General features: G+C 53.0%; 18 protein-coding genes and 1 pseudogene. All 19 read left to right on the forward strand.

Annotated elements, in window-relative coordinates:
- The first annotated feature begins 93 nt into the window (after window positions 1-93).
- Window positions 94-501: a DUF3168 domain-containing protein gene (locus tag PPL9_RS28505; RefSeq protein WP_208989700.1), complete on the forward strand. Its 408-nt coding sequence runs from the start codon at window positions 94-96 to the stop codon at window positions 499-501.
- A 24-nt stretch (window positions 502-525) separates the two neighbouring features.
- Window positions 526-942: a phage major tail protein, TP901-1 family gene (locus PPL9_RS28510; protein ID WP_057465889.1), complete on the forward strand. Its 417-nt coding sequence runs from the start codon at window positions 526-528 to the stop codon at window positions 940-942.
- Window positions 943-952: 10 nt separating this feature from the next.
- Window positions 953-1,303, forward strand: a complete 351-nt coding sequence (locus tag PPL9_RS28515) for a gene transfer agent family protein (RefSeq protein ID WP_057465890.1) — start codon at window positions 953-955, stop codon at window positions 1,301-1,303.
- A complete protein-coding gene (locus PPL9_RS28520; RefSeq protein WP_057465891.1) occupies window positions 1,300-1,527 on the forward strand; it encodes a phage tail assembly chaperone in 228 nt (75 codons plus the stop codon). The genes PPL9_RS28515 and PPL9_RS28520 overlap by 4 nt, the downstream gene beginning before the upstream one ends.
- Window positions 1,524-2,069: a phage tail tape measure protein gene (locus tag PPL9_RS28525; protein WP_057465892.1), complete on the forward strand. Its 546-nt coding sequence runs from the start codon at window positions 1,524-1,526 to the stop codon at window positions 2,067-2,069. Before PPL9_RS28520 ends, PPL9_RS28525 begins: the two co-directional genes overlap by 4 nt.
- A gap of 210 nt (window positions 2,070-2,279) precedes the next feature.
- Window positions 2,280-2,924 (forward strand): DUF2460 domain-containing protein, encoded by a 645-nt coding sequence (locus tag PPL9_RS28530; RefSeq protein WP_057465957.1) that lies wholly within the window; start codon window positions 2,280-2,282, stop codon window positions 2,922-2,924.
- Between the two features lie 22 nt (window positions 2,925-2,946).
- Window positions 2,947-3,834: a DUF2163 domain-containing protein gene (locus PPL9_RS28535; protein WP_057465893.1), complete on the forward strand. Its 888-nt coding sequence runs from the start codon at window positions 2,947-2,949 to the stop codon at window positions 3,832-3,834.
- A gap of 2 nt (window positions 3,835-3,836) precedes the next feature.
- Window positions 3,837-4,277, forward strand: a complete 441-nt coding sequence (locus PPL9_RS28540) for a peptidase P60 (protein ID WP_057465894.1) — start codon at window positions 3,837-3,839, stop codon at window positions 4,275-4,277.
- A gap of 18 nt (window positions 4,278-4,295) precedes the next feature.
- Window positions 4,296-8,174 (forward strand): glycoside hydrolase TIM-barrel-like domain-containing protein, encoded by a 3,879-nt coding sequence (locus PPL9_RS28545; RefSeq protein WP_057465895.1) that lies wholly within the window; start codon window positions 4,296-4,298, stop codon window positions 8,172-8,174.
- A gap of 137 nt (window positions 8,175-8,311) precedes the next feature.
- Entirely contained in the window at window positions 8,312-8,605 is a 294-nt protein-coding gene (locus PPL9_RS31715) for a PepSY domain-containing protein (RefSeq protein ID WP_208989701.1), read from the forward strand.
- Window positions 8,606-8,796: 191 nt separating this feature from the next.
- Complete coding sequence (locus tag PPL9_RS28550; RefSeq protein ID WP_057465896.1) at window positions 8,797-9,462, forward strand: response regulator transcription factor; 666 nt, start codon at window positions 8,797-8,799, stop codon at window positions 9,460-9,462.
- Window positions 9,455-10,876 (forward strand): ATP-binding protein, encoded by a 1,422-nt coding sequence (locus PPL9_RS28555; RefSeq protein WP_057465897.1) that lies wholly within the window; start codon window positions 9,455-9,457, stop codon window positions 10,874-10,876. The genes PPL9_RS28550 and PPL9_RS28555 overlap by 8 nt, the downstream gene beginning before the upstream one ends.
- Before the next feature lie 223 nt (window positions 10,877-11,099).
- Window positions 11,100-11,531 (forward strand): RT0821/Lpp0805 family surface protein, encoded by a 432-nt coding sequence (locus PPL9_RS28560; RefSeq protein ID WP_208986598.1) that lies wholly within the window; start codon window positions 11,100-11,102, stop codon window positions 11,529-11,531.
- 208 nt (window positions 11,532-11,739) lie between these two features.
- Window positions 11,740-13,206: a hypothetical protein gene (locus PPL9_RS28565; RefSeq protein WP_057465898.1), complete on the forward strand. Its 1,467-nt coding sequence runs from the start codon at window positions 11,740-11,742 to the stop codon at window positions 13,204-13,206.
- Between the two features lie 138 nt (window positions 13,207-13,344).
- On the forward strand, window positions 13,345-14,505 hold the full coding sequence (gene ccmI / locus PPL9_RS28570) for a c-type cytochrome biogenesis protein CcmI (protein ID WP_057465899.1): 1,161 nt from the start codon (window positions 13,345-13,347) through the stop codon (window positions 14,503-14,505).
- Window positions 14,506-14,660: 155 nt separating this feature from the next.
- Complete coding sequence (gene ccmE / locus PPL9_RS28575; protein ID WP_082597161.1) at window positions 14,661-15,134, forward strand: cytochrome c maturation protein CcmE; 474 nt, start codon at window positions 14,661-14,663, stop codon at window positions 15,132-15,134.
- Window positions 15,135-15,203: 69 nt separating this feature from the next.
- Window positions 15,204-17,219, forward strand: coding sequence for a heme lyase CcmF/NrfE family subunit (locus PPL9_RS28580; RefSeq protein WP_057465900.1), 2,016 nt, complete (start codon window positions 15,204-15,206; stop codon window positions 17,217-17,219).
- A gap of 5 nt (window positions 17,220-17,224) precedes the next feature.
- Window positions 17,225-17,707, forward strand: coding sequence for a cytochrome c-type biogenesis protein (locus PPL9_RS28585; RefSeq protein WP_244273500.1), 483 nt, complete (start codon window positions 17,225-17,227; stop codon window positions 17,705-17,707).
- Window positions 17,708-17,874: 167 nt separating this feature from the next.
- Window positions 17,875-18,633 (forward strand): annotated as a pseudogene (locus PPL9_RS28590) (alpha/beta hydrolase); the annotation flags it as partial.
- Window positions 18,634-18,677 lie beyond the last annotated feature (44 nt).

Consider the following 18,677-nt stretch of genomic DNA (forward strand, 5'->3'; position numbering starts at 1 on the left):
GGGATGGACAGAGTCTCAGGGTAAAAGCGGTTCTCCCACACTCAGAGCAGGCGCCCTTCATGCAAATCCTTTGTGAACAGGAGGAGGGCGATGATGGGGGAGCTTGAGTTCCGCAAAGCCCTGTTTCAGGCAATCCACGCCAAGGCGTCGCTAAAGCCTTATCTGGGAGATCCAATGCGGGTGTTTGACGGCGTGCCAAGAGGTGCAACCTTGCCTTATGCAACACTGGAGGCTGTCACCACGCAGTTGCTGACAGGCCATCTGGACGATGGTGGCAGGCTCACAGGCTCAATCGGCATCTACTCGCGCCATGCAGACCGGGCTCAAACCCAGGAAGTCCTGCAGATCTTCAACGAACTGCTGGAGACGGGTGTCACGTCACCTGCCGGACTTGAAACCTCAGGCCTGACCATGACTGAAACCAGCTGCCGCCGTCTGGGCGATGGTCGCACATGGTACGGACGCATCAAATTCTCCGTCCTGCTGCAAAAGACTGCTTAACACCAACCTTTGAGAGGAAAACAGATGGTTGCTCAGGCCGGAAAAGACTTGCTGTTGAAACTGGATACAGTAGGAGACGGCACCTTCGAAAGCGTGGCAGGTCTGCGCTCAAGACGCCTCGCTCTCAACGCCACACCCGTTGATATCACTGATGCCGAAAGCACAGGCCGCTGGCGCGAGCTGCTGGCAGGAGCCTCCACTCGCCATGCCTCGCTCTCTGGCAGTGGTCTGTTTCGCGACAAAGCCTCCGCAGAAAAAGTCCGCACCGCCTTCTTTGCTGGAGAGCTGCGTACATGGCAGATCATCCTGCCCGGCTTTGGAACACTGGAAGGCCCGTTTCACCTGTCTGCATTGGAATACTCCGGCGACTACCGATCTGAAGTTACCTTTGAGATCTCGCTGGAATCCGCCGGTGCTCTCACGTTCACCCCGCTAACCTGAGGAGTACAGGATGCCACCTAAAACCTATGGCAGAGGCGTTAATCGCAGGCGCGGTGAAGTCCTCGCAGACCTCGGCGGTCAAAAGCACATTCTTGTGCTCACACTCGGGGCACTGGCAGAGCTGGAAGACGCACTCAGCTGCAGCACATTACAGCAGCTGACCGAGCGGTTTTCCTCTGGGAAGCTGAGTGCTGCCGACATCATCAAAGTGCTGGGTGCAGGTCTTCGCGGTGGTGGACTTGTCATTGAGAACGAAGAGGTTGCAGAGCTCTCCCATGAAGGCGGCGTTGCAGCCCTTGCCAAGCTGGCAGGGGAACTGCTGGTCGCCACGTTCTCTCCACCTCAGCAGTCAAAATCATGAAGCCCGGGCAATCTAAAAACCAAGCTGTGCCTTGGCATGATCTGTTGCACAAAGCCTGCCGGGAGCTTGGTTGGTCACCGCGCACCTTCTGGCAATCAACACTGGTTGAGCTGGAAATGGCTTTCACGCCACCGGGAACCCGCAATGCCCGCACGATCACACGAGGCGTACTGGAAGGGCTGCTGGCCCAGTTTCCAGACAAAGAGGATCAACAAACACCATGACGGATAGTTTTAATGAACCGCTGAACGTAGAAGACGCACGTGAGTTGGAAACAACCATGCAGGAGGTCAACGCCCTTGCCAAAGAGTTCTCTTCAGAGCTTGGCAAAGGCCTGCAAAGCGCAGTCACCTCTGGCAAAGACCTGCAATCGATCTTCTCACAAGTCGCGCTCAACATGTCCAACTCTGCTCTCAACAGTGCCTTAAAGCCACTTGAAAACCTGCTTTCTGCCGGAATTTCATCAGCTATTGGTAATGTGGCAGGCGTGACGCCCTTTGCAAAAGGCGGTGTTGTTTCCAGCCCGACGATGTTCGCAGCAGGCAACACGGGCTTGGGGGTGATGGGAGAGGCGGGGGCAGAGGCAATTCTGCCTTTGCAGCGCGGCAACGATGGGCGTCTGGGCGTTGCCATGAATGCGGGCAACACGCAGCCCAACGTCACAATAAATGTGGCGACACAGGATGTGCGCAGCTTTGAAAGATCTCAGGGGCAGATTGCGATGATAATGGCCCGCGCCACCGGACGGGGGCGACGCGGGCTATGACGTCGGCATTGAAGAGGAGGGACTCAAGGACCGACGTGGCTTTGCTACCGGACGGTGGTAGCAAACTTTTTGGAAAAATCCGTTGCTTTGCAAAGAGGGAGGAGCATCGACAACGGGTCTACGCAAATCACGCAGATAACTTTCCCATGTCAAACCTATTAGATGCTTCGCGGGCGCCCAGCCTTGAGCCAAGTCAAACAGGAGGGTGAAATGCGACCATGTTTTGTTGATGAATCATTCCCACTTGGAATTTCCCTAGGGGCTTCTGTCAGAGTAGGAAAACGCAGTCAGGTCACAAGGTTACTCAATGGCGCAGAAACCCGAAACGCCATCTGGAAGGGAACGCGACGGCATTTTGATGTAGGGACCGGATTGCGCAGCTCGGCAGATCTGCAACGGGTACTCTCCTTCTTCGAAAAAGTGGGTGGTCGCCTCTGCGGATTCCGGTTTCGTGACCCCATGGATCATAAATCCTGCGCCTTTGATGCAACTCCATCTGCAACCGATGTGACGATCGGAACTGGCGACGGGACAACAAAGACGTTCCAGCTCATCAAGCAAGTGGGAGCGGCAAGCGTTGCCTGGCAACGCAAAATCACGAAACCAGTGGCAGGAACTGTCTCGGTTGCGGTCGCCGGTCAATTGAAAACCGTCGGCAGTGATGTGCTTCTCGATCCTCTGACAGGCAATCTTGAATTTCAGACCGGTCACATTCCCTCAAATGATCAGGTGATCACGGCGGGCTTCCTTTTCGATACGCCCACGCGCTTTGAAAACGACCAGCTGGAAATCAATCTCCTGCACTTCGAGGCAGGGCAGGTGCCGTCCATCCCCCTCGTCGAACTTCTCATCTGAAACCAACTCTGCGAGTAAACCCATGTTCAATGCTGCTTTGAAAGAACACCTGACCGGTGAGGGCACAACTGTGGCCTACTGCTGGCGCTTAACCGCTCCATCCGGCCTCAGCCTCGGTTTTACCACCCACGACCACCCAATCTCACTGCTCGGTAAAACCTATGAACCCGGCATCGGATTGGATGGCACTCAGGCCATGGCTCAATCTGACTTTCAGGCCGGACAGGAAGAAGCGCTGGGCGTCCTCTCTTCCGACAGCTTAAGCGAGAAGGAGTTGAGTGCGGGTCTTTGGGACAATGCCGAAGTCGAGGTCTATCTGGTCAACTGGCAAAACCCGGAGGAGCACCAGTTGCTCCGGTGCGGCTCCCTTGGCGAAGTCACAAGAGATGCCGATGTATTCCGCGCCGAGTTCCGCTCATTGGCCACCAAACTCTCTGAGCCAAAAGGCAGGCAACTCTCCCACCAATGTCATGCTGATCTGGGAGATCCTAACTGCGGGATCAATCTGGACGTCGCTGCCTACTCAAGACAGGTGAGTATCACAGGCAAAGAAGATGGCAATCGGTTGGTCATCGAAGGTAACACCGATATCGGCACTGGCTGGTGGTCCTTCGGCAAGCTCACCTTTCAATCTGGCCCCTACGCCAATCACCCCTCGCGCATTACCAGTCACCTCATTGAGCACGGCAATCACAAACTCACGCTCTGGGCTCCCGTGATCCTGGAGCAAACCTATCCAGTAACCGCATCGGTTTCCGCAGGCTGCGATAAAAGCTGGAGCAGCTGCCAGACTAAGTTCCAGAACACCGAGAACTTCCGAGGCTTTCCTCATATGCCGGGCAATGACTTCATCCTTGCTGGACCTGAAAGCCAATCCGCTGCCAACAACGGCGAAAAGCTGGTGGGGTAATCATGCAGCAGTCTCACCACACCCTCCTGAAGGAAGCGCGCAGCTGGGTCGGAACGCCTTACCAGCATCAGGCCACAACCAAAGGTGCAGGCTGCGATTGTCTTGGCCTTATCCGCGGCCTCTATCGCTTTCTGCACCATACCGAGCCGCCCGTTCCCGCCAGCTACGCACCTGAATGGGCGGAGCTGAAAGGTGAGGACCAGTTGCTGATTGCTGCGCACCAGTATCTGAACGAGGTGCAAGGGTCTTTGCAAAAGCCAAAGCCAGCGGAAATCATTCTGTTTCGCTGGGCGCCGCAAGTTCCCTGCAAACACCTTGGATTTATGACCAGCAAAGACCGCTTCATCCATGCTTACGAGGCGGTGGGAGTGGTTGAAAGCCCGCTGGTGCCCATGTGGCGCAACAAGATTGCAGGGCGTTTTTCATTCTTCTCAAGTCAGTGATCCGGAAAGGACAGGACCATGGCAACAATGGTGCTATCAAGTGTTGGTGCAGCCGTTGGCGGCGCAATCGGTGGCCCTTTCGGCGCTATCATAGGACAAACACTGGGGGCTATTGGCGGGGCGTGGATCGATCAGCAGATCTTCGGTGGAAACCGGGAACTCTCCGTCGGCAAGCTAGGCGACCTGCAATTGCAAACCGCAGCTGAAGGCGCATCTCTTCCCTTTGTCTATGGCCGTGTCCGCGTGACTGGCAACATCATCTGGGCAACGCGACTGGAAGAGGTGGTCTCCGAAGAAAAGCAGGGCGGAAAATCCACTGGCTCATCGACCAGTATCACCAGCCACAGCTACTTCGCCAACTTTGCCGTGGCCCTCTGTGAAGGCCCCATCACCGCAGTGCAGCGTATCTGGGCCAACGGTACGGAGCTGGACACCAGCACAATTAACATGAGGGTGTACTTGGGGGCAGAAGATCAACAATCCGACCCACTGATAGAAGCCAAGCAAGGCACCGCGCCAGCCTATAAAGGCACCGCGTATGTTGTGTTCGAACGCCTCCCGCTGGCTGAGTTCGGCAATCGGATCCCTCAACTCGCCTTCGAAGTGCTCCGCTCCATTGAACCACTGGAACAGCAGATCAAGGCAGTCACACTCATCCCCGGAGCAGGTGAGTTCGCCTACCACCCGCAGGAAGTCATCGAGGAACTTGCCCCCGGCAACACCCGGAGCGTCAACCGCCATGGCAAGGGCGAGGAAACCGATCTGGTCCGCTCTTTGGATGAACTTCAGGCCCTCTGCCCAAACCTGAAAAGCGTCGCGCTTGTCGTCGCTTGGTTTGGCGATGACCTACGCGCTTCCCAGTGCACCATTCAGCCCAAAGTGACCTACCAGACCACAAAGCATCTACCTGAAAACTGGAGTGTTGCAGGATTAACCCGCGCTGAGGCGCAAGAGGTCTCCCGCATCAATGACAGACCTGCCTATGGTGGCACGCCCTCCGATGTTTCCGTCACAGAAGCCATCAAGGAACTGAAGCGCCGTGGCCTTGCTGTCATGTTCTACCCGTTCGTGATGATGGACATCCCCGATGACAATCAGTTGCCCGACCCATATGGCGCAACCAAGCAGTCCAGCTTCCCCTGGCGCGGACGCATCACCTCTGACATCGCAGCAGGACAACCCGGAACGCAGCAGGGAACCAGCGCAGTTACGCCTCAGATAGACGCTTTTGTCGGCTCAGACAGTGACTGGCGGTTCCGCCGTTTCATCCTGCACTATGCCAATTTGGTAAAAGAGGCCGGTAGTGTGGAAGCGTTTCTCATCGGCTCTGAAATGCGCGGTCTCACCCAATGTTGGGCAGGTGGCGGTACGTTTCCTTTCGTTGATCACCTGAAAACACTGGTCACTGAGGTCCGCCAGATTGTCGGCGACCAGACTAAACTTTCCTACGCAGCTGACTGGAGTGAATACGCGGGCCACACCCCTCAATCCGGTGACCTGCGATTTCCTCTGGACCCGCTCTGGGCGCATGCTGACATCAATTTTGTCGGCATCGATAACTACCTGCCACTATCGGACTTGCGTCAGAACGATGACCCGCAAACAGCCTACAACCTCAAGGAACTGCGGGAGGGAGTAGCCTCCGGCGAATATTACGACTGGTATTATGCCAATGACACAGACCGAGCTGAGAAAACCCGCAGCCCGATTACAGACGGAGCCTACAACAAGCCGTGGGTGTTCCGGCAAAAAGACCTTAAGAACTGGTGGCAGAACCAACATTTTGAACGTGTTGCAAGTGCTGAACAAAACACGCCAACTCAATGGGTGCCACAATCCAAACCCATCTGGTTCACCGAACTTGGCTTTCCTGCTGTCGATAAAGGAACGAACCAGCCCAATGTCTTCGTGGACCCCAAGTCTGCCGAAAGCGCATTACCGCACTTCTCCAACGGGCAGCAGGATGACCTTGTCCAGCGTCGCGCGCTGGAAGCAAGCCTCAGTTATTGGGGAACAGACCATCCGGACTGGCCGCAAGGCGACAATCCAGCCGCAAGTGCCTACGCAGGTACGATGGTCGATGCGGACAACGCCTTCCTCTGGACATGGGATGCCCGCCCGTTCCCCGAGTTCCCGACATATTCCGATGTTTGGGCAGATGGTCAGAACTGGCAGCTCGGCCATTGGCTGACAGGTCGTCTCGGTGCAACCTCTCTCTCAGGCCTCATCCGTACCATGCGTGATGATTTTGGACACACCCAAGAGCTGACAGAGATCGCTGAACTGGGCGAAACCCTCGAAGGCCTGATCGTGACAGGCCCAACGTCCTTACGCTCTGCGCTCTCTCCCGTCTTACAACTCGCCGGAGGCATCGCCGTTGATCGCGGAACCCATCTGGCCATCCTCCCCAAATACGCCAAGGCCACCCCCAATGGGAAACTGAGCCTTGCTGACCTGTTGGAAGCTGAAGAGGAGGAGGGCTACATCTCCATCAGCCGCAATGATGGCAGCGACCTGCCAGCTGAACTCCGACTGCGAGGTATGGACCCCAATAACAATTATGAGGCTCTCGTTGTCTCCTCCCGCCGTTTGGAAGGCATGGACAGGCGCACCTCCAACATCCAGCTCCCCATCACAGCTTCGCTCTCCTCTGCCAAAAAGCTGGTTCAAAAAATGCACCAGGGCTTATGGCTGGATCGGGAGACCCTTCAGTTTAAACTTGCTCTGAGTAAAATCGATCTGCGACCGGGGGATGTACTAGAACTTCCCGGCGAGCTTCTGGGTGATGACACCACTTCCTTTCAGTGCCGGATTGATCAGGTCTCATCTGGTGCTCATCTGGACGTTCAGGCAATACGGCTCAACGGATATCCTAATATAGTCGCAGCAGTCTCGGATGGATCATCACAACGATCTTTCTACGACACCACCTCAGGCCCGCCAATTGTCAGCATCTTGGATTTGCCAAGGTTCCACAGTGAGGGAGCGGATGACGGAAGCCCGGTGGTCGCTATCTACAATGCGAACTGGCCGAGTGCCTATCAGCTGTACAGCTCCAGCTCAGGTGAAGAATTCACACCGCTAGTGCAGGTGACCGAACCAGCCACCATGGGCATATTGCAAGAACCTCTCAGCCCCGGCCCACTTTGGCGATGGGATTTGGTCTCTCATATCACCGTAAAACTCTACGGAGGCCAGTTACAAAGCCGAAAGCAGCTCGACGTGATGTCAGGTGCAAATGCCTGTGCCATTCGCAAAAATGATGAGTGGGAAGTGATACAGTTCTGCAAGGCTGAACTGATTGCCCCCATGACTTACAAACTCACGCAGTTACTCAGAGGGCAATTGGGTACGGAGCATCTGGTTGCTTCGTCGAGTGAGGAGAACGCCGAATTTGTCCTTTTGGACCAATCCCTGCTGAAACTGCCATGGACCAGCGACAAAGCTGATGTTGCGCTCTCATATCGTGTCGTTCCAGCTGGCAAACCCCTGGGCTTTAAATGGGCAGTGAACACAAGCCATGCCGGAAAACAAAGCTCACTTAAACCATTCGCACCGGTTCATCTGAGTGCAAGCCAAACAGATAGTGGGGATTTGGAACTTAAATGGATTCGCAGAGCCAGATGGGAAGCGGACAGCTGGGCAATTCCAGATATTCCCCTCCAAGAGGATAAACTTCAGTTTTCGGTCACGCTTTATCGTCAGGATGGGAGCGAAAATGAACGAACTGTTCTGCGTGAATACGAGGCGACACAGGAAAGCCTGATAATCCCGCATACCGAGTTACAATCACTCCTTGACGCAGGTCAGCATCTTCTGACGTGTGAAGTTGCTCAAAACTCAACGAAATTCGGTTTGGGGACAACTTCAGATTGCTTGGTGAGCGTAACACTTTAACAATTGCTTTTACCGGATTATTTGCAAACCAAGCAAAGAAACATCACAGACCCCAGAGAATCTGCTAGGTCTTTGTTTTGAAATAAATAACACCTCGTTCATGTGAGGTTCAGCCAGTGCCAGTTAGAAGACGCCCTATGAGACACCAATTCCACAACCTCTTTTTTCGCTCATTGATGGCACTGGCTTTGGCGGCAACGGTTTTTACATGGTCTGCACCTGCGCAGGCCGCGTGTTTGTCCTCCAGCCAGACCAGGCAAGCTGTTGCCAGCGGTCAGGCGCGGCCTTTGGGTTCGTTGCGGGTCAATGGGCAGATACTTTCAGCCAAACTCTGTGAGCGAGGAGGGGGATTGGTCTATGTGCTGTCCGTACTCAACAGCGGTAACGTCTCACAAGTGACGCTGGATGCACGAACGGGGCGCCGGTTGTAACCGATCTGAGAAGAACTCTGGATAGAGATTTTTCTGCCTGAATTTGAACGAATTTTGGAAGCGATATTAGGCGATACTGCACATTCCTATCTGAAAAGTGGATACCGGTTTTCAGATAGGAATGTGCAACTGTAAAATTAAAGCAGTCTGAACTGCTTGATGAGCCTGAGTGCTTGTGTGGGGTAGATCTTATGCGAATGTTGATCGTTGAAGATGATCGGGATTTGAACAGACAACTGTCTGAAGCGTTGGAAGACGCCGGTTACGTTGTCGACAAAGCATATGATGGCGAGGAAGGCCATTTCCTCGGTGACACCGAGCCTTATGACGCTGTCATCCTTGATCTTGGTTTGCCGCAGATGGATGGTCTCAGCGTATTGGAACGTTGGCGCAGAGATGGTCATTCCATGCCAGTCCTTATCCTGACGGCTCGTGATCGTTGGAGCGATAAGGTTGCTGGCATTGATGCAGGCGCAGATGATTACGTTGCAAAGCCCTTCCACATGGAAGAAGTGCTGGCACGGGTGCGGGCATTGGTGCGCCGCGCCGCCGGTCTGGCCTCCAACGAGATTTCCATTGGCGACATTGTTCTGGACACCAAGGCAGGCAAAGTGACGAAAAACGGCATGTCCGTAAAACTCACCTCTCACGAGTTCCGCCTGCTGTCTTACCTCATGCACCACAAAGGCCGTGTAATTTCCAGAACCGAACTGGTTGAACATCTGTACGATCAGGACTTTGACCGCGACTCCAACACCATTGAGGTGTTTGTAGGCCGATTGCGCAAGAAGTTTGGTAGTTCACTGATCGAGACCGTACGTGGATTGGGCTACAGGCTACAGGAAGAAAATGCCTGATAAGAACAGCGCAGACACCAACAACTTGCAGGGGCTGCTCAACTGGAACCCCATCAGGTTCATTCGCAAGAAGCAACAGGCGTCATTGGCATGGCGTCTGATTTTTGTTGCGGGCCTGTGGGCTGTTGTCAGCCTTGTTGTTGCGGGTGCTATTCTTGTTGCTCTGTTTCGTGAAGCGGGTGAGAAAGCACTGGATGAACGCCTTGAAGTCCACATGACAGCAATTGTCAGTGCCCTTGCTGCGGAAGGGGAGCAGAAGAACCCTGCATTAAGCCGTATCGGTGATCCACGGTTTAACATGCCGCTGTCAGGATGGTACTGGACCGTGCAACGTGGTGGCAAAGTTCTGTTTGAAAGCGAATCTCTTTTTGGTGACACGCTGCGCCTGCAAAACATGAAGGGCGAACTGGAACTCAAACAAAATATCACTGGCCCAGCTGGCCGCGATCTGCGCCTCCTGCAAAAGCGTATCCAGTTTGGTGGTCTCCAACCTGTAACAATTGCAGTTGCCGGAAGCACGCGAGAGCTTGGCGAAAGTACCGCATCCTTTGCATGGCAAGCAGCGATCACGCTGGGTGTTCTCGGTCTTGGTCTTGTCGCCGCCATCTTCCTGCAGGTGCGCTTTGGCTTACGGCCGCTAACAGAACTTCAGGAGAGCCTTGGTCGGGTTCGTCAGGGAAAAGAGGAAGAAGTTCAGGAAGATCTGCCCAAAGAGCTGAAACCGCTCGCTGTTGAACTCAATGCTCTCATCCACTCAAACAGAGAAGTCGTGGAACATTCCAGAACACAGGTGGGAAATCTTGCTCATGCCCTGAAAACGCCTCTCTCTGTCATTACCAACGAGGCCAGAAGTTCAGATGAACCGCTCGCTTTGAAGGTTTCAGAGCAAGCGGATCTTATGAGAGGGCAAGTTCAGCACTATCTGGAAAAAGCACGGATGGCAGCTCAGCGCCGGGTGATCGGTGTGTCGTGCGAAGCTGCACCTGTGGTGTCGCGCATGGCACGTGCAATGGAAAAAATCCATCGTGACAAAGAGCCTGAGATCACGGTTGATATGGATGAGACTCTGTTGTTCCGTGGTGAGCAGCAAGATCTGGAGGAAATCCTTGGGAACTTGTTGGATAACGCCTGCAAATGGTGTGATAAAAAAGTGTCAGTGGCGCTGAAAAGCAACAATTCCTCTGCGTCACTCATCGCTCTGGTCGTAGAAGATGATGGCCCTGGATTGGGGGCTGAAGAGAAAAAAAGTGCGCTGCGCAGAGGGCAAAGATTGGATGAAACCGTCCCTGGAACGGGTTTGGGTTTATCCATAATTGTTGACATTGCAGGTATTTACGGTGGTTCATTTGAACTTGGCGATAGCGAGTTAGGTGGATTGAAGGCAACGGTGATCTTGCCGTCTCTGACAATCTGATCTGTTTTGGGGCAGGGGTTGCATCTGTTTCAAACAGTCCTGATAGTAAGTGTAACTGTGTTTTAAGGGGTTGCTCCACGAAAGCGTTTTCAAGCTAATGACGCTGCTTTGGTTTGAGGCCTTACTGGAAGACCTTGGAAGGGACAAAGAGCCTTTCCGGAAAACGGATAAGTCGCAAAAGCGACAAAGAGGATGCATGTTGGTGCGAAACTGGAAAAAACTGATGGTCTTACCTGTCGTTGTTGGCGGTTTAGCCAGCTGTGCGACATCTGATCATGTCACCAGTGCTCAAACCGATGCCGAATCCTCATCTATTTTCGGTTTCTGGTCTTCTGACAGTGAGCAAAACGCAGCAGCACAGGCTGCAATCGACAGCGCCACAGAAGGCGAGTTGAAGCAACTGCTCAGAAGCGGTGACCTCGACACCGTCTATAAAGCACAGAGCAAAGCGTTGAATGCCTCTGATGCAGGCAACAAAGTTGTCTGGCGCAACCGATTCTCTGGCGCGCAAGGCACAGTTAAGTCTGGTCCTGTCTATTACGTGAATGACCGCCGCTGCCGCGATTTCCAACATACCATTGCGTATGATGAGAAAACGCAGCTGATCAAAGGTGCGGCCTGTAAGGACGGTGAGCGCTGGGCAGCGCTGAACTAGCCCGAAATCCCTCGCTGTAAGCAGTTTTTGCTGAAGGAAACACACCTTTCGCATGCGGAAAAGGCTGCTTATCAAGATTTGATTAAGCAATTCCGCCGATAGTTTTGATCAACAAATACAATTTTAGCAGTTGTCGTCTGCTGCATGTTGTGAGGGTTGAGCGTGTATAAGCTCAACCAGTGTAAAGCTGAGTACCAGAGAGATTTGGATGCACGAGGTCAACCATAAAGCATTGCAAATGGAGAAGGTGTTAGGAGCCTTGTCTCAATCTGCTTTGCGGATGTTGGAACGGTCTGTCGATGATACCGTGCAAAGCGGAACATCTGTGCCAAATGCCGAACTCATGCTGCTCACTATTCGCAGGCTCCTTGGTGAAGCCTCTTACATCCCTGAAAATAAGCTGTCTCTGGATACGCCACTCAAGCGCGCAATTCTAAGCCCCCTTCAGCCATTTCTCATTCAAATGCCGCTGAGAACGCCGCAGCAAGGTCGGATCGATGCCACAGTAATGGAGCCGCTCTGGACCTACATGCGCCAGGTGCTTCTTTCTAATGAGTTTACCGAAGCGGTGGAGGCCTTGGAAGAGCTGTGTCAGCAACAAGATTTGCCTACGACCCATGAGACCATCCAGAAAGCACTCTATACATGCGCTGAAGGTCTCCGTCTGCGTTTGGTTGCTGCTGCAAAAAAAGAGCTGGAAGCAGCAGATCAAGACATTCAGATAAAGACAAAGCTTCGCCGCAAGGTTGGAGGTCATGTTAATTTTGATTTCCTCTGTGATGTTCTGGTGATCTTGGAAAGAGCGCCTGCATGGGAAAAGGTGATGGCAGACACTCCACCTTTTGCAGAAGACATTCTGTCCATGTCCTCCGGTAACAGTTTGCAAAACATGCGTGCCCATATGGAGCAGCACAGAGCTGAGACCAATTATCTTGCAGCGCTGTCATTCCTTCGTCTGGACGAAGCGCCTGTTGACCTCATTAAACTGGCTCAAACCCTCGCAGCTGTTCCTGCTCTGAAAGATGTTACGGGCACCCCTTACGCAGCCTTTATAGAGTTTGCTTTGTCCTCTTTGGAGCAAAGTGTGTCCGTCGTTGAAGGTTGGCGCATGGAAGAGGAGGCCATTGTTGGGCTTCCGGAAGCAGCCAACGCCTGCCTGCTGCATTTTGAGGAACTGGAAGAACTCGAAGGCTTCAGCGCTTGCGGTCAATGGAACCAGCGCGCTGTACAGCTCAAAAACCGTTTGTGTATTCTGCTACGCGATGAACTGCACAACCTTCCGGCACAACTGGAAGAGGCAATCGCTTCAGAAACAAAACCTGACCTTGCAGATTTGCAGGGTGGTTATCGGCTGGAGCAGATTCAGCGCGCCTATCACAAATGTTTGAGGGGATTAAAACTCGCCAAGTTAGCGTCGCAATATGCAGGTGTGCTTGGCTTGAACGAGCTGCAAATCTCAACCAGAGATCATGTCGAACGTTTCATCGATCGCAACTCCGAGAAGCTTTTGACAGCTCCCAAAGACGAGCAAAACGAGACTGAAAACCTTCCGAATTATGGCGAAATTTCGAGAAAATTGAGCCGTTTAATCTCGATGAGTGAGATCTCGCTGGAGCCGGAAGACACTGCGAACCTCATTCGCAGACAGAAGACTTACCTGAAAGATGCCGCCTAACCCCCTAGTAGTGCCTGCGTCTTTTAGAAAATAAGTGCAACTTCATAGGTATTTTGTGGGTATATGGCTTGTGCGACTGCCCGTCGCAGGGGGGGAACTGTTGCCTTTCACATTTAGAACCTGTCTATTTAAGCCACTATGACATTCTGGTTAGTTCTCGCAATTTTGACGGCGGCGGTCGCATTGGCCGTACTCGTTCCATTGGCTCGCTCTCCCAAGGTTAGTCCTGATGAGCGCAATGATGAAGCTGTGTTTCGTGCCCAGCTCGAAGAAATACAAAAAGATCTTGAGCGCGGTGTAATCGCGCCGGACATGGCAGAAGCCGCCAAAATTGAAGTGTCGCGTCGCTTGTTAGCCGCGCACAAGCAAAACCAGGGAGACCACCAGTCAGCTCCCTCTAAAATGCGCATGCGCATTGTGCAGCTGACAGCGGTTGTTTTGGTACCTCTGGCAGCGCTAGGTATGTATTTACAATACGGTTCTCCGGAAATCCCTGACCAGCCACGCGCTGAGCGTTTGGCTGAAACCGCAGGGCAGGCTGATCTTGAAGTTCTGATTGCCAGGACTGAGGATCACCTCAAAGAAAACCCCAACGACGGACAGGGTTGGGCTGTAATCGCACCTGTTTACATGCGTACCAGCCAATTTGATAAGGCCCGCCGCGCCTATGCGCAGGCGTTGAGCCAGTTCCCTGAAAATCTCGATTTTATGGTTGGTTGGGCTGAAGCAAGCATTTTTGCAAATGAAGGACAAGTGTCCGATGAAGTTGAAAAGGTTTTGCGCCGGATCAATCTCGCTAAGCCTGAAATGCTGCAACCCTACTACTATCTGGCAATGGCTATGGGCCAGAAGGGTCAGATAAACGAAGCGCTGGCTGCCTGGAATGCTCTGCTGAAGACTGCAGATCAAAATGCTCCTTGGGTGGACGCAGCAAAGGCACAGCGTGACGAACTGATCGCACGAGGCGCCGTTGTATCTGGTGAGGCTGAGGCAATCCCGGCACTTGGACAGCCAGCTGGACCTTCTGCTGAAGAAGTTGAAGCTGCAGCTGAGATGAGTGCAGAAGATCGCAATGAAATGATCAACCAGATGGTTGTGCAGTTGGATGAACGCCTTAATGAACAAGGTGGTTCTGTTTCCGAGTGGGGACGGCTGATTCAGGCCCGCATTATTCTCGGGGAGCAAGTGGAGGCCGCAAAAGCAGTCGCCCGTGCCAAGCAAAACCTGAAGGACGATGCGGCTGCACTGGAACAGATCAACCAACTGGCCGCCAGCCTGAATTTGAGCCCTGCTGAATAAGGCAGGGGTTGCGTATCTTTGATGAATGCCAAGCGGTTTTCGGAAATAAGATATGCCTAGGACAAAGAAATAGAGCTTCTTTTGATGTTCTATTGAGCTGCAGAATACAAACGCCGTAAGGCATTAGTTGGCAACGTATCTACGGAACTGCGAGTATGACACGTAAACAAAAAAGACTCGGGCTTATTGGTCTTGCGGGATTGGTGCTGGGGTCAGCTGTCGGCTTGGTTCTTTATGGACTCTCCAGCAGCGTGACTTATTTCCAGAGCCCAAGCGACATCGCTGAACAGCAAGTTGAAGTTGGGCAACGCATCCGTCTTGGCGGTTTGGTTGAAGATGACTCTCTTGATAAGAGCCGGGGCTCAGTGATCCTCTTCCGTGTGACCGATCAGGCAGAAGCTATTCCGGTTTCTTACAAGGGCATTTTGCCAGATCTGTTCCGTGAAGGGCAGGGCATCATCGCTGAAGGCCACATGGACGAGAAGGGTGTTTTCATTGCAGACACAGTTCTGGCCAAGCATGATGAAAGCTATATGCCAAAAGAGGTCTACGAGACCTTGAAGGAAGATGGCCACTGGATGGAAGAGGAACAGGCCGCCTCTGCAGAGCAAAGCACCAAAGTAAACTAAAAGTAAAATCAACCGGCTCTGCCCAAAAGGGCCGGTTATCCAGCGCCAAATGGATACTAGGATATCGTAATGATAATTGAACTTGGCCACTATGCACTCATTCTGGCATTGGTAGTCGCGGCTGTTCAGTCGGTCTTTCCAGTGTGGGGTGCAGTGAATTCAGACCACCGTCTGATGGGGATGGCACCTGGCCTTGCCGTACTTATGTTCCTTTTGACTTGCGTTGCCTTTGCCGCATTGACCTGGGCATACCTGAACTCAGACTTCTCGCTTCTGAATACCTACCAAAACTCCCATAGCGACAAGCCGCTGGTCTATAAGATCTCCGGTGTGTGGGGCAACCACGAAGGTTCTATCCTTCTCTGGGTGCTTATTCTGGTGTTGTTCGGTGCATTGGTTGCAGTGTTTTCACGCAACATTCCACAGCGCCTCCGGGCTGCTACTCTTGGCGCTCAGGGCTGGGTTTCCTTTGCATTCCTGCTCTTCGTCATTGTTGCATCAAACCCGTTTACCCGTATCAGCCCTGCACCATTGCAAGGTTCAGGCCTCAACCCAATGCTGCAGGATGTCGGCTTGGCGATCCATCCGCCAATTCTTTACATTGGCTACGTTGGCTTCTCAATCGTGTTCGCGTTTGCTGCAGCTGCGCTCATTCTTGGCAAACTTGATGCCGCCTGGGCACGTTGGGTACGTCCTTGGATTCTCGTAAGCTGGATCTTCCTGACCCTCGGCATCGCAATGGGTTCTTACTGGGCTTACTACGAACTCGGCTGGGGTGGCTGGTGGTTCTGGGATCCGGTCGAAAATGCATCCTTCATGCCATGGCTCACCGGTACAGCGCTACTTCACTCCGCAATCGTAATGGAACGTCGGGATGCTCTGAAGGTTTGGACTGTCTTCCTTGCACTGCTGACATTTTCTTTGTCGCTGCTGGGGACCTTCCTCGTCCGTTCAGGTGTTCTCACCTCCGTACACGCATTCGCAGTTGATCCGGCACGTGGTCTCTTTATCCTTGCGATCCTGCTAATCTTTGTCGGTGGGTCACTCACACTGTTTGCATGGCGCGCACCATTGCTTCGTCAAGGTGGCCTGTTTGCACCAATCAGCCGCGAAGGTTCACTGGTGTTGAACAACCTGTTCCTGACAACAGCCTGTGCTGCGGTCTTTGTCGGTACGCTTTACCCACTCGTTCTGGAAGCCTTCTCTGGCGACAAGATCTCCGTGGGTGCACCATTCTTCAACCTGACATTCGGCCCAATCATGGTGCCAGTACTGATCCTGATGCCATTTGGCCAGCTTTTGGCATGGAAGCGTGGTGATGCATGGGGTGTAGCCCAACGATTGACCTCTGCTTTTGTGATCGCAATGCTCGCGACTTTCGGCCTGATCTGGTTCATGGGCGTCAGCACAACAAGCATTATGACAGCGCTTGGCTTCGGTTTGGCATTCTGGGCGATCTTTGGCTCCCTTTGGGAAATCGTTGAACGTTCCCAGCTGTTCAAAATTGATTTTGGTCGTTCCATGGCCCGTATCAAAGGCTTTGCACCAACCGTCTGGTCTACTGTTCTGGGCCATGCTGGTCTTGGGATTACGGTTCTGGGTATTGTGACGACAATGGCGTTTGAATCTGAACGCGTTGAAGTGATGCGACCAGGCGATACGCTTGAACAGAACGGTTACAATGTGACCTATGAGAAGAGCTGGACCCAAAATGGTCCGAACTATCAGGAGATGGTCTCCCGGTATACTCTTCGTAAAGGTGGCAATGTCGTCGGTATCATGGAGCCATCCAAGCGTGCTTATAATGCCAGCGGAATGCCAATGAGTGAAACATCCATTGCGACCTTCGGCTTCTCGCAGGTGTACTTTGCAACGGGTGACTCTGACGCAAATGGTGGTATTGTTACGCGCATCTACTTCAAACCGCTGATCACGCTGATCTGGATTGGTACTCTGCTTATGTCTCTGGGTGGTTGTATTGCCCTCTTTGATCGTCGCCTGCGTGTTGGTGCTCCTGTTTCAGCCCGCAAGCGCAAAGGCGTAGCAGGCGGTGTTGCAACAGCAACCCCAACTCCGGCGGAGTAATGACCATGAAGATGAAGTTCGTACTGGTATTGATCTCTTCTGTTCTTCTGGGAACTCCAGCTGCTTATGCAGTCAACCCGGATGAAATCTTGAAAGATCCTGTTCTGGAAGAACGTGCACGCGAAATTTCCAAGGAAGTGCGCTGTGTGGTCTGCCAGAACCAGTCCATTGATGACTCCAACGCTAAACTGGCAAAGGATCTGCGTTTGCTGGTACGTGAGCGACTGGTAGAAGGGGACAGTGACAAGGAAGTCATGGACTATCTTGTTGACCGCTATGGTGAGTTTGTCCTTCTCAAGCCGCGCTTTGCGTTCCATACTCTGTTTTTGTGGGGCGGCGGACCTCTCGCATTGCTGCTTGGAGGCTTTTTCCTGTGGCGTACATCGCGAAAGAAAAAGCATGCACCGCTGAAGAGCAGTGCAGCGGGCGTCAAGCCGCTCTCGGATGAAGAGCAGGCCGAACTCGACAAGCTTATGTCTTCTAAATAAGACCAATAACAGAGCCCCGCAGACATGGTTTGCGGGGCTCACGTTTAATCACATCTTCTTGCAACCAGTTGAATTGTAAAGACGCCTGTAAGCGCGCACTAGATACCTGTCTCTTAATATATATTCCGAATGTGCCAGCTGCGCAGGAAATGACAGGAACAGTTCAAATGGCAAACGATCCCATTAAATTGGAATTTGAAGGCTCTCAGGGAGCGCATCTTGCAGCCCGTCTGGACACACCAGATGGTGAACCAAAGGCCTATGCCCTGTTCGCCCATTGCTTCACTTGTTCCAAGGATCTTTCCGCAGCACGACGCATTGCATCTGCTCTGACCAAAGACGGGATTGCTGTTCTGCGCTTTGACTTCACTGGTCTTGGCAACAGCGGCGGCGACTTTGCCTCCACCAACTTCTCATCAAACCTTCAGGATCTTGTTCGCGCCGCTGATTACCTGCGGGAGCATTATGAGGCACCAAAGCTGCTTGTAGGGCATTCTCTGGGCGGCGCAGCTGTGCTTGCAGCAGCCTCTGAGGTGCCAGAGGTAAAAGCAGTTGCAACAATCGGTGCACCAGCCTCAGCAGATCATGTGATTCATAACTTCGGAGCTTCCCTTGATGAGATAAAAGAGAAGGGCGAAGCCACCGTCCAGCTCGGTGAACGACCGTTTAAGATTAAACGTCAGTTTATCGAAGATCTTGAAGCGCAGGATGTTCGGTCGCGCGTTGCTGTGCTGAAAAAGGCGGTGCTGGTTCTTCACTCGCCGGTTGATGCCACGGTTGGCATCGAGAACGCTGCTCAGATCTTTGAAGCAGCGAAGCATCCGAAATCATTTGTGTCTTTGGATGATGCCGATCACCTGCTGTTTAAATACAAAGATGCAGATTATGCAGCACGCGTGATTGCAGCATGGGCAAGCCGCTACATGCAGGGCTAACAAAAGACTGGTGGGAGCAACTACGAAGTTTTCCC

This window comes from Pseudovibrio sp. POLY-S9 (genome assembly GCF_001431305.1).
Classification (GTDB): domain Bacteria; phylum Pseudomonadota; class Alphaproteobacteria; order Rhizobiales; family Stappiaceae; genus Pseudovibrio.

What these genes read in the sequence shown, in the direction of transcription:
- PPL9_RS28550 (WP_057465896.1), top strand. Translation starts at nt 8,797, where the DNA reads ATGCGAATGTTGATCGTTGAAGATGATCGGGATTTGAACAGACAACTG.
- PPL9_RS28505 (WP_208989700.1), top strand. Translation starts at nt 94, where the DNA reads ATGGGGGAGCTTGAGTTCCGCAAAGCCCTGTTTCAGGCAATCCACGCC.
- PPL9_RS28520 (WP_057465891.1), top strand. Translation starts at nt 1,300, where the DNA reads ATGAAGCCCGGGCAATCTAAAAACCAAGCTGTGCCTTGGCATGATCTG.
- PPL9_RS31715 (WP_208989701.1), top strand. Translation starts at nt 8,312, where the DNA reads ATGAGACACCAATTCCACAACCTCTTTTTTCGCTCATTGATGGCACTG.
- PPL9_RS28540 (WP_057465894.1), top strand. Translation starts at nt 3,837, where the DNA reads ATGCAGCAGTCTCACCACACCCTCCTGAAGGAAGCGCGCAGCTGGGTC.
- PPL9_RS28510 (WP_057465889.1), top strand. Translation starts at nt 526, where the DNA reads ATGGTTGCTCAGGCCGGAAAAGACTTGCTGTTGAAACTGGATACAGTA.
- PPL9_RS28515 (WP_057465890.1), top strand. Translation starts at nt 953, where the DNA reads ATGCCACCTAAAACCTATGGCAGAGGCGTTAATCGCAGGCGCGGTGAA.
- PPL9_RS28585 (WP_244273500.1), top strand. Translation starts at nt 17,225, where the DNA reads ATGAAGATGAAGTTCGTACTGGTATTGATCTCTTCTGTTCTTCTGGGA.
- PPL9_RS28580 (WP_057465900.1), top strand. Translation starts at nt 15,204, where the DNA reads ATGATAATTGAACTTGGCCACTATGCACTCATTCTGGCATTGGTAGTC.
- PPL9_RS28545 (WP_057465895.1), top strand. Translation starts at nt 4,296, where the DNA reads ATGGCAACAATGGTGCTATCAAGTGTTGGTGCAGCCGTTGGCGGCGCA.
- PPL9_RS28525 (WP_057465892.1), top strand. Translation starts at nt 1,524, where the DNA reads ATGACGGATAGTTTTAATGAACCGCTGAACGTAGAAGACGCACGTGAG.
- ccmE (WP_082597161.1), top strand. Translation starts at nt 14,661, where the DNA reads ATGACACGTAAACAAAAAAGACTCGGGCTTATTGGTCTTGCGGGATTG.
- PPL9_RS28560 (WP_208986598.1), top strand. Translation starts at nt 11,100, where the DNA reads ATGGTCTTACCTGTCGTTGTTGGCGGTTTAGCCAGCTGTGCGACATCT.
- PPL9_RS28535 (WP_057465893.1), top strand. Translation starts at nt 2,947, where the DNA reads ATGTTCAATGCTGCTTTGAAAGAACACCTGACCGGTGAGGGCACAACT.
- PPL9_RS28555 (WP_057465897.1), top strand. Translation starts at nt 9,455, where the DNA reads ATGCCTGATAAGAACAGCGCAGACACCAACAACTTGCAGGGGCTGCTC.
- PPL9_RS28565 (WP_057465898.1), top strand. Translation starts at nt 11,740, where the DNA reads ATGCACGAGGTCAACCATAAAGCATTGCAAATGGAGAAGGTGTTAGGA.
- PPL9_RS28530 (WP_057465957.1), top strand. Translation starts at nt 2,280, where the DNA reads ATGCGACCATGTTTTGTTGATGAATCATTCCCACTTGGAATTTCCCTA.
- ccmI (WP_057465899.1), top strand. Translation starts at nt 13,345, where the DNA reads ATGACATTCTGGTTAGTTCTCGCAATTTTGACGGCGGCGGTCGCATTG.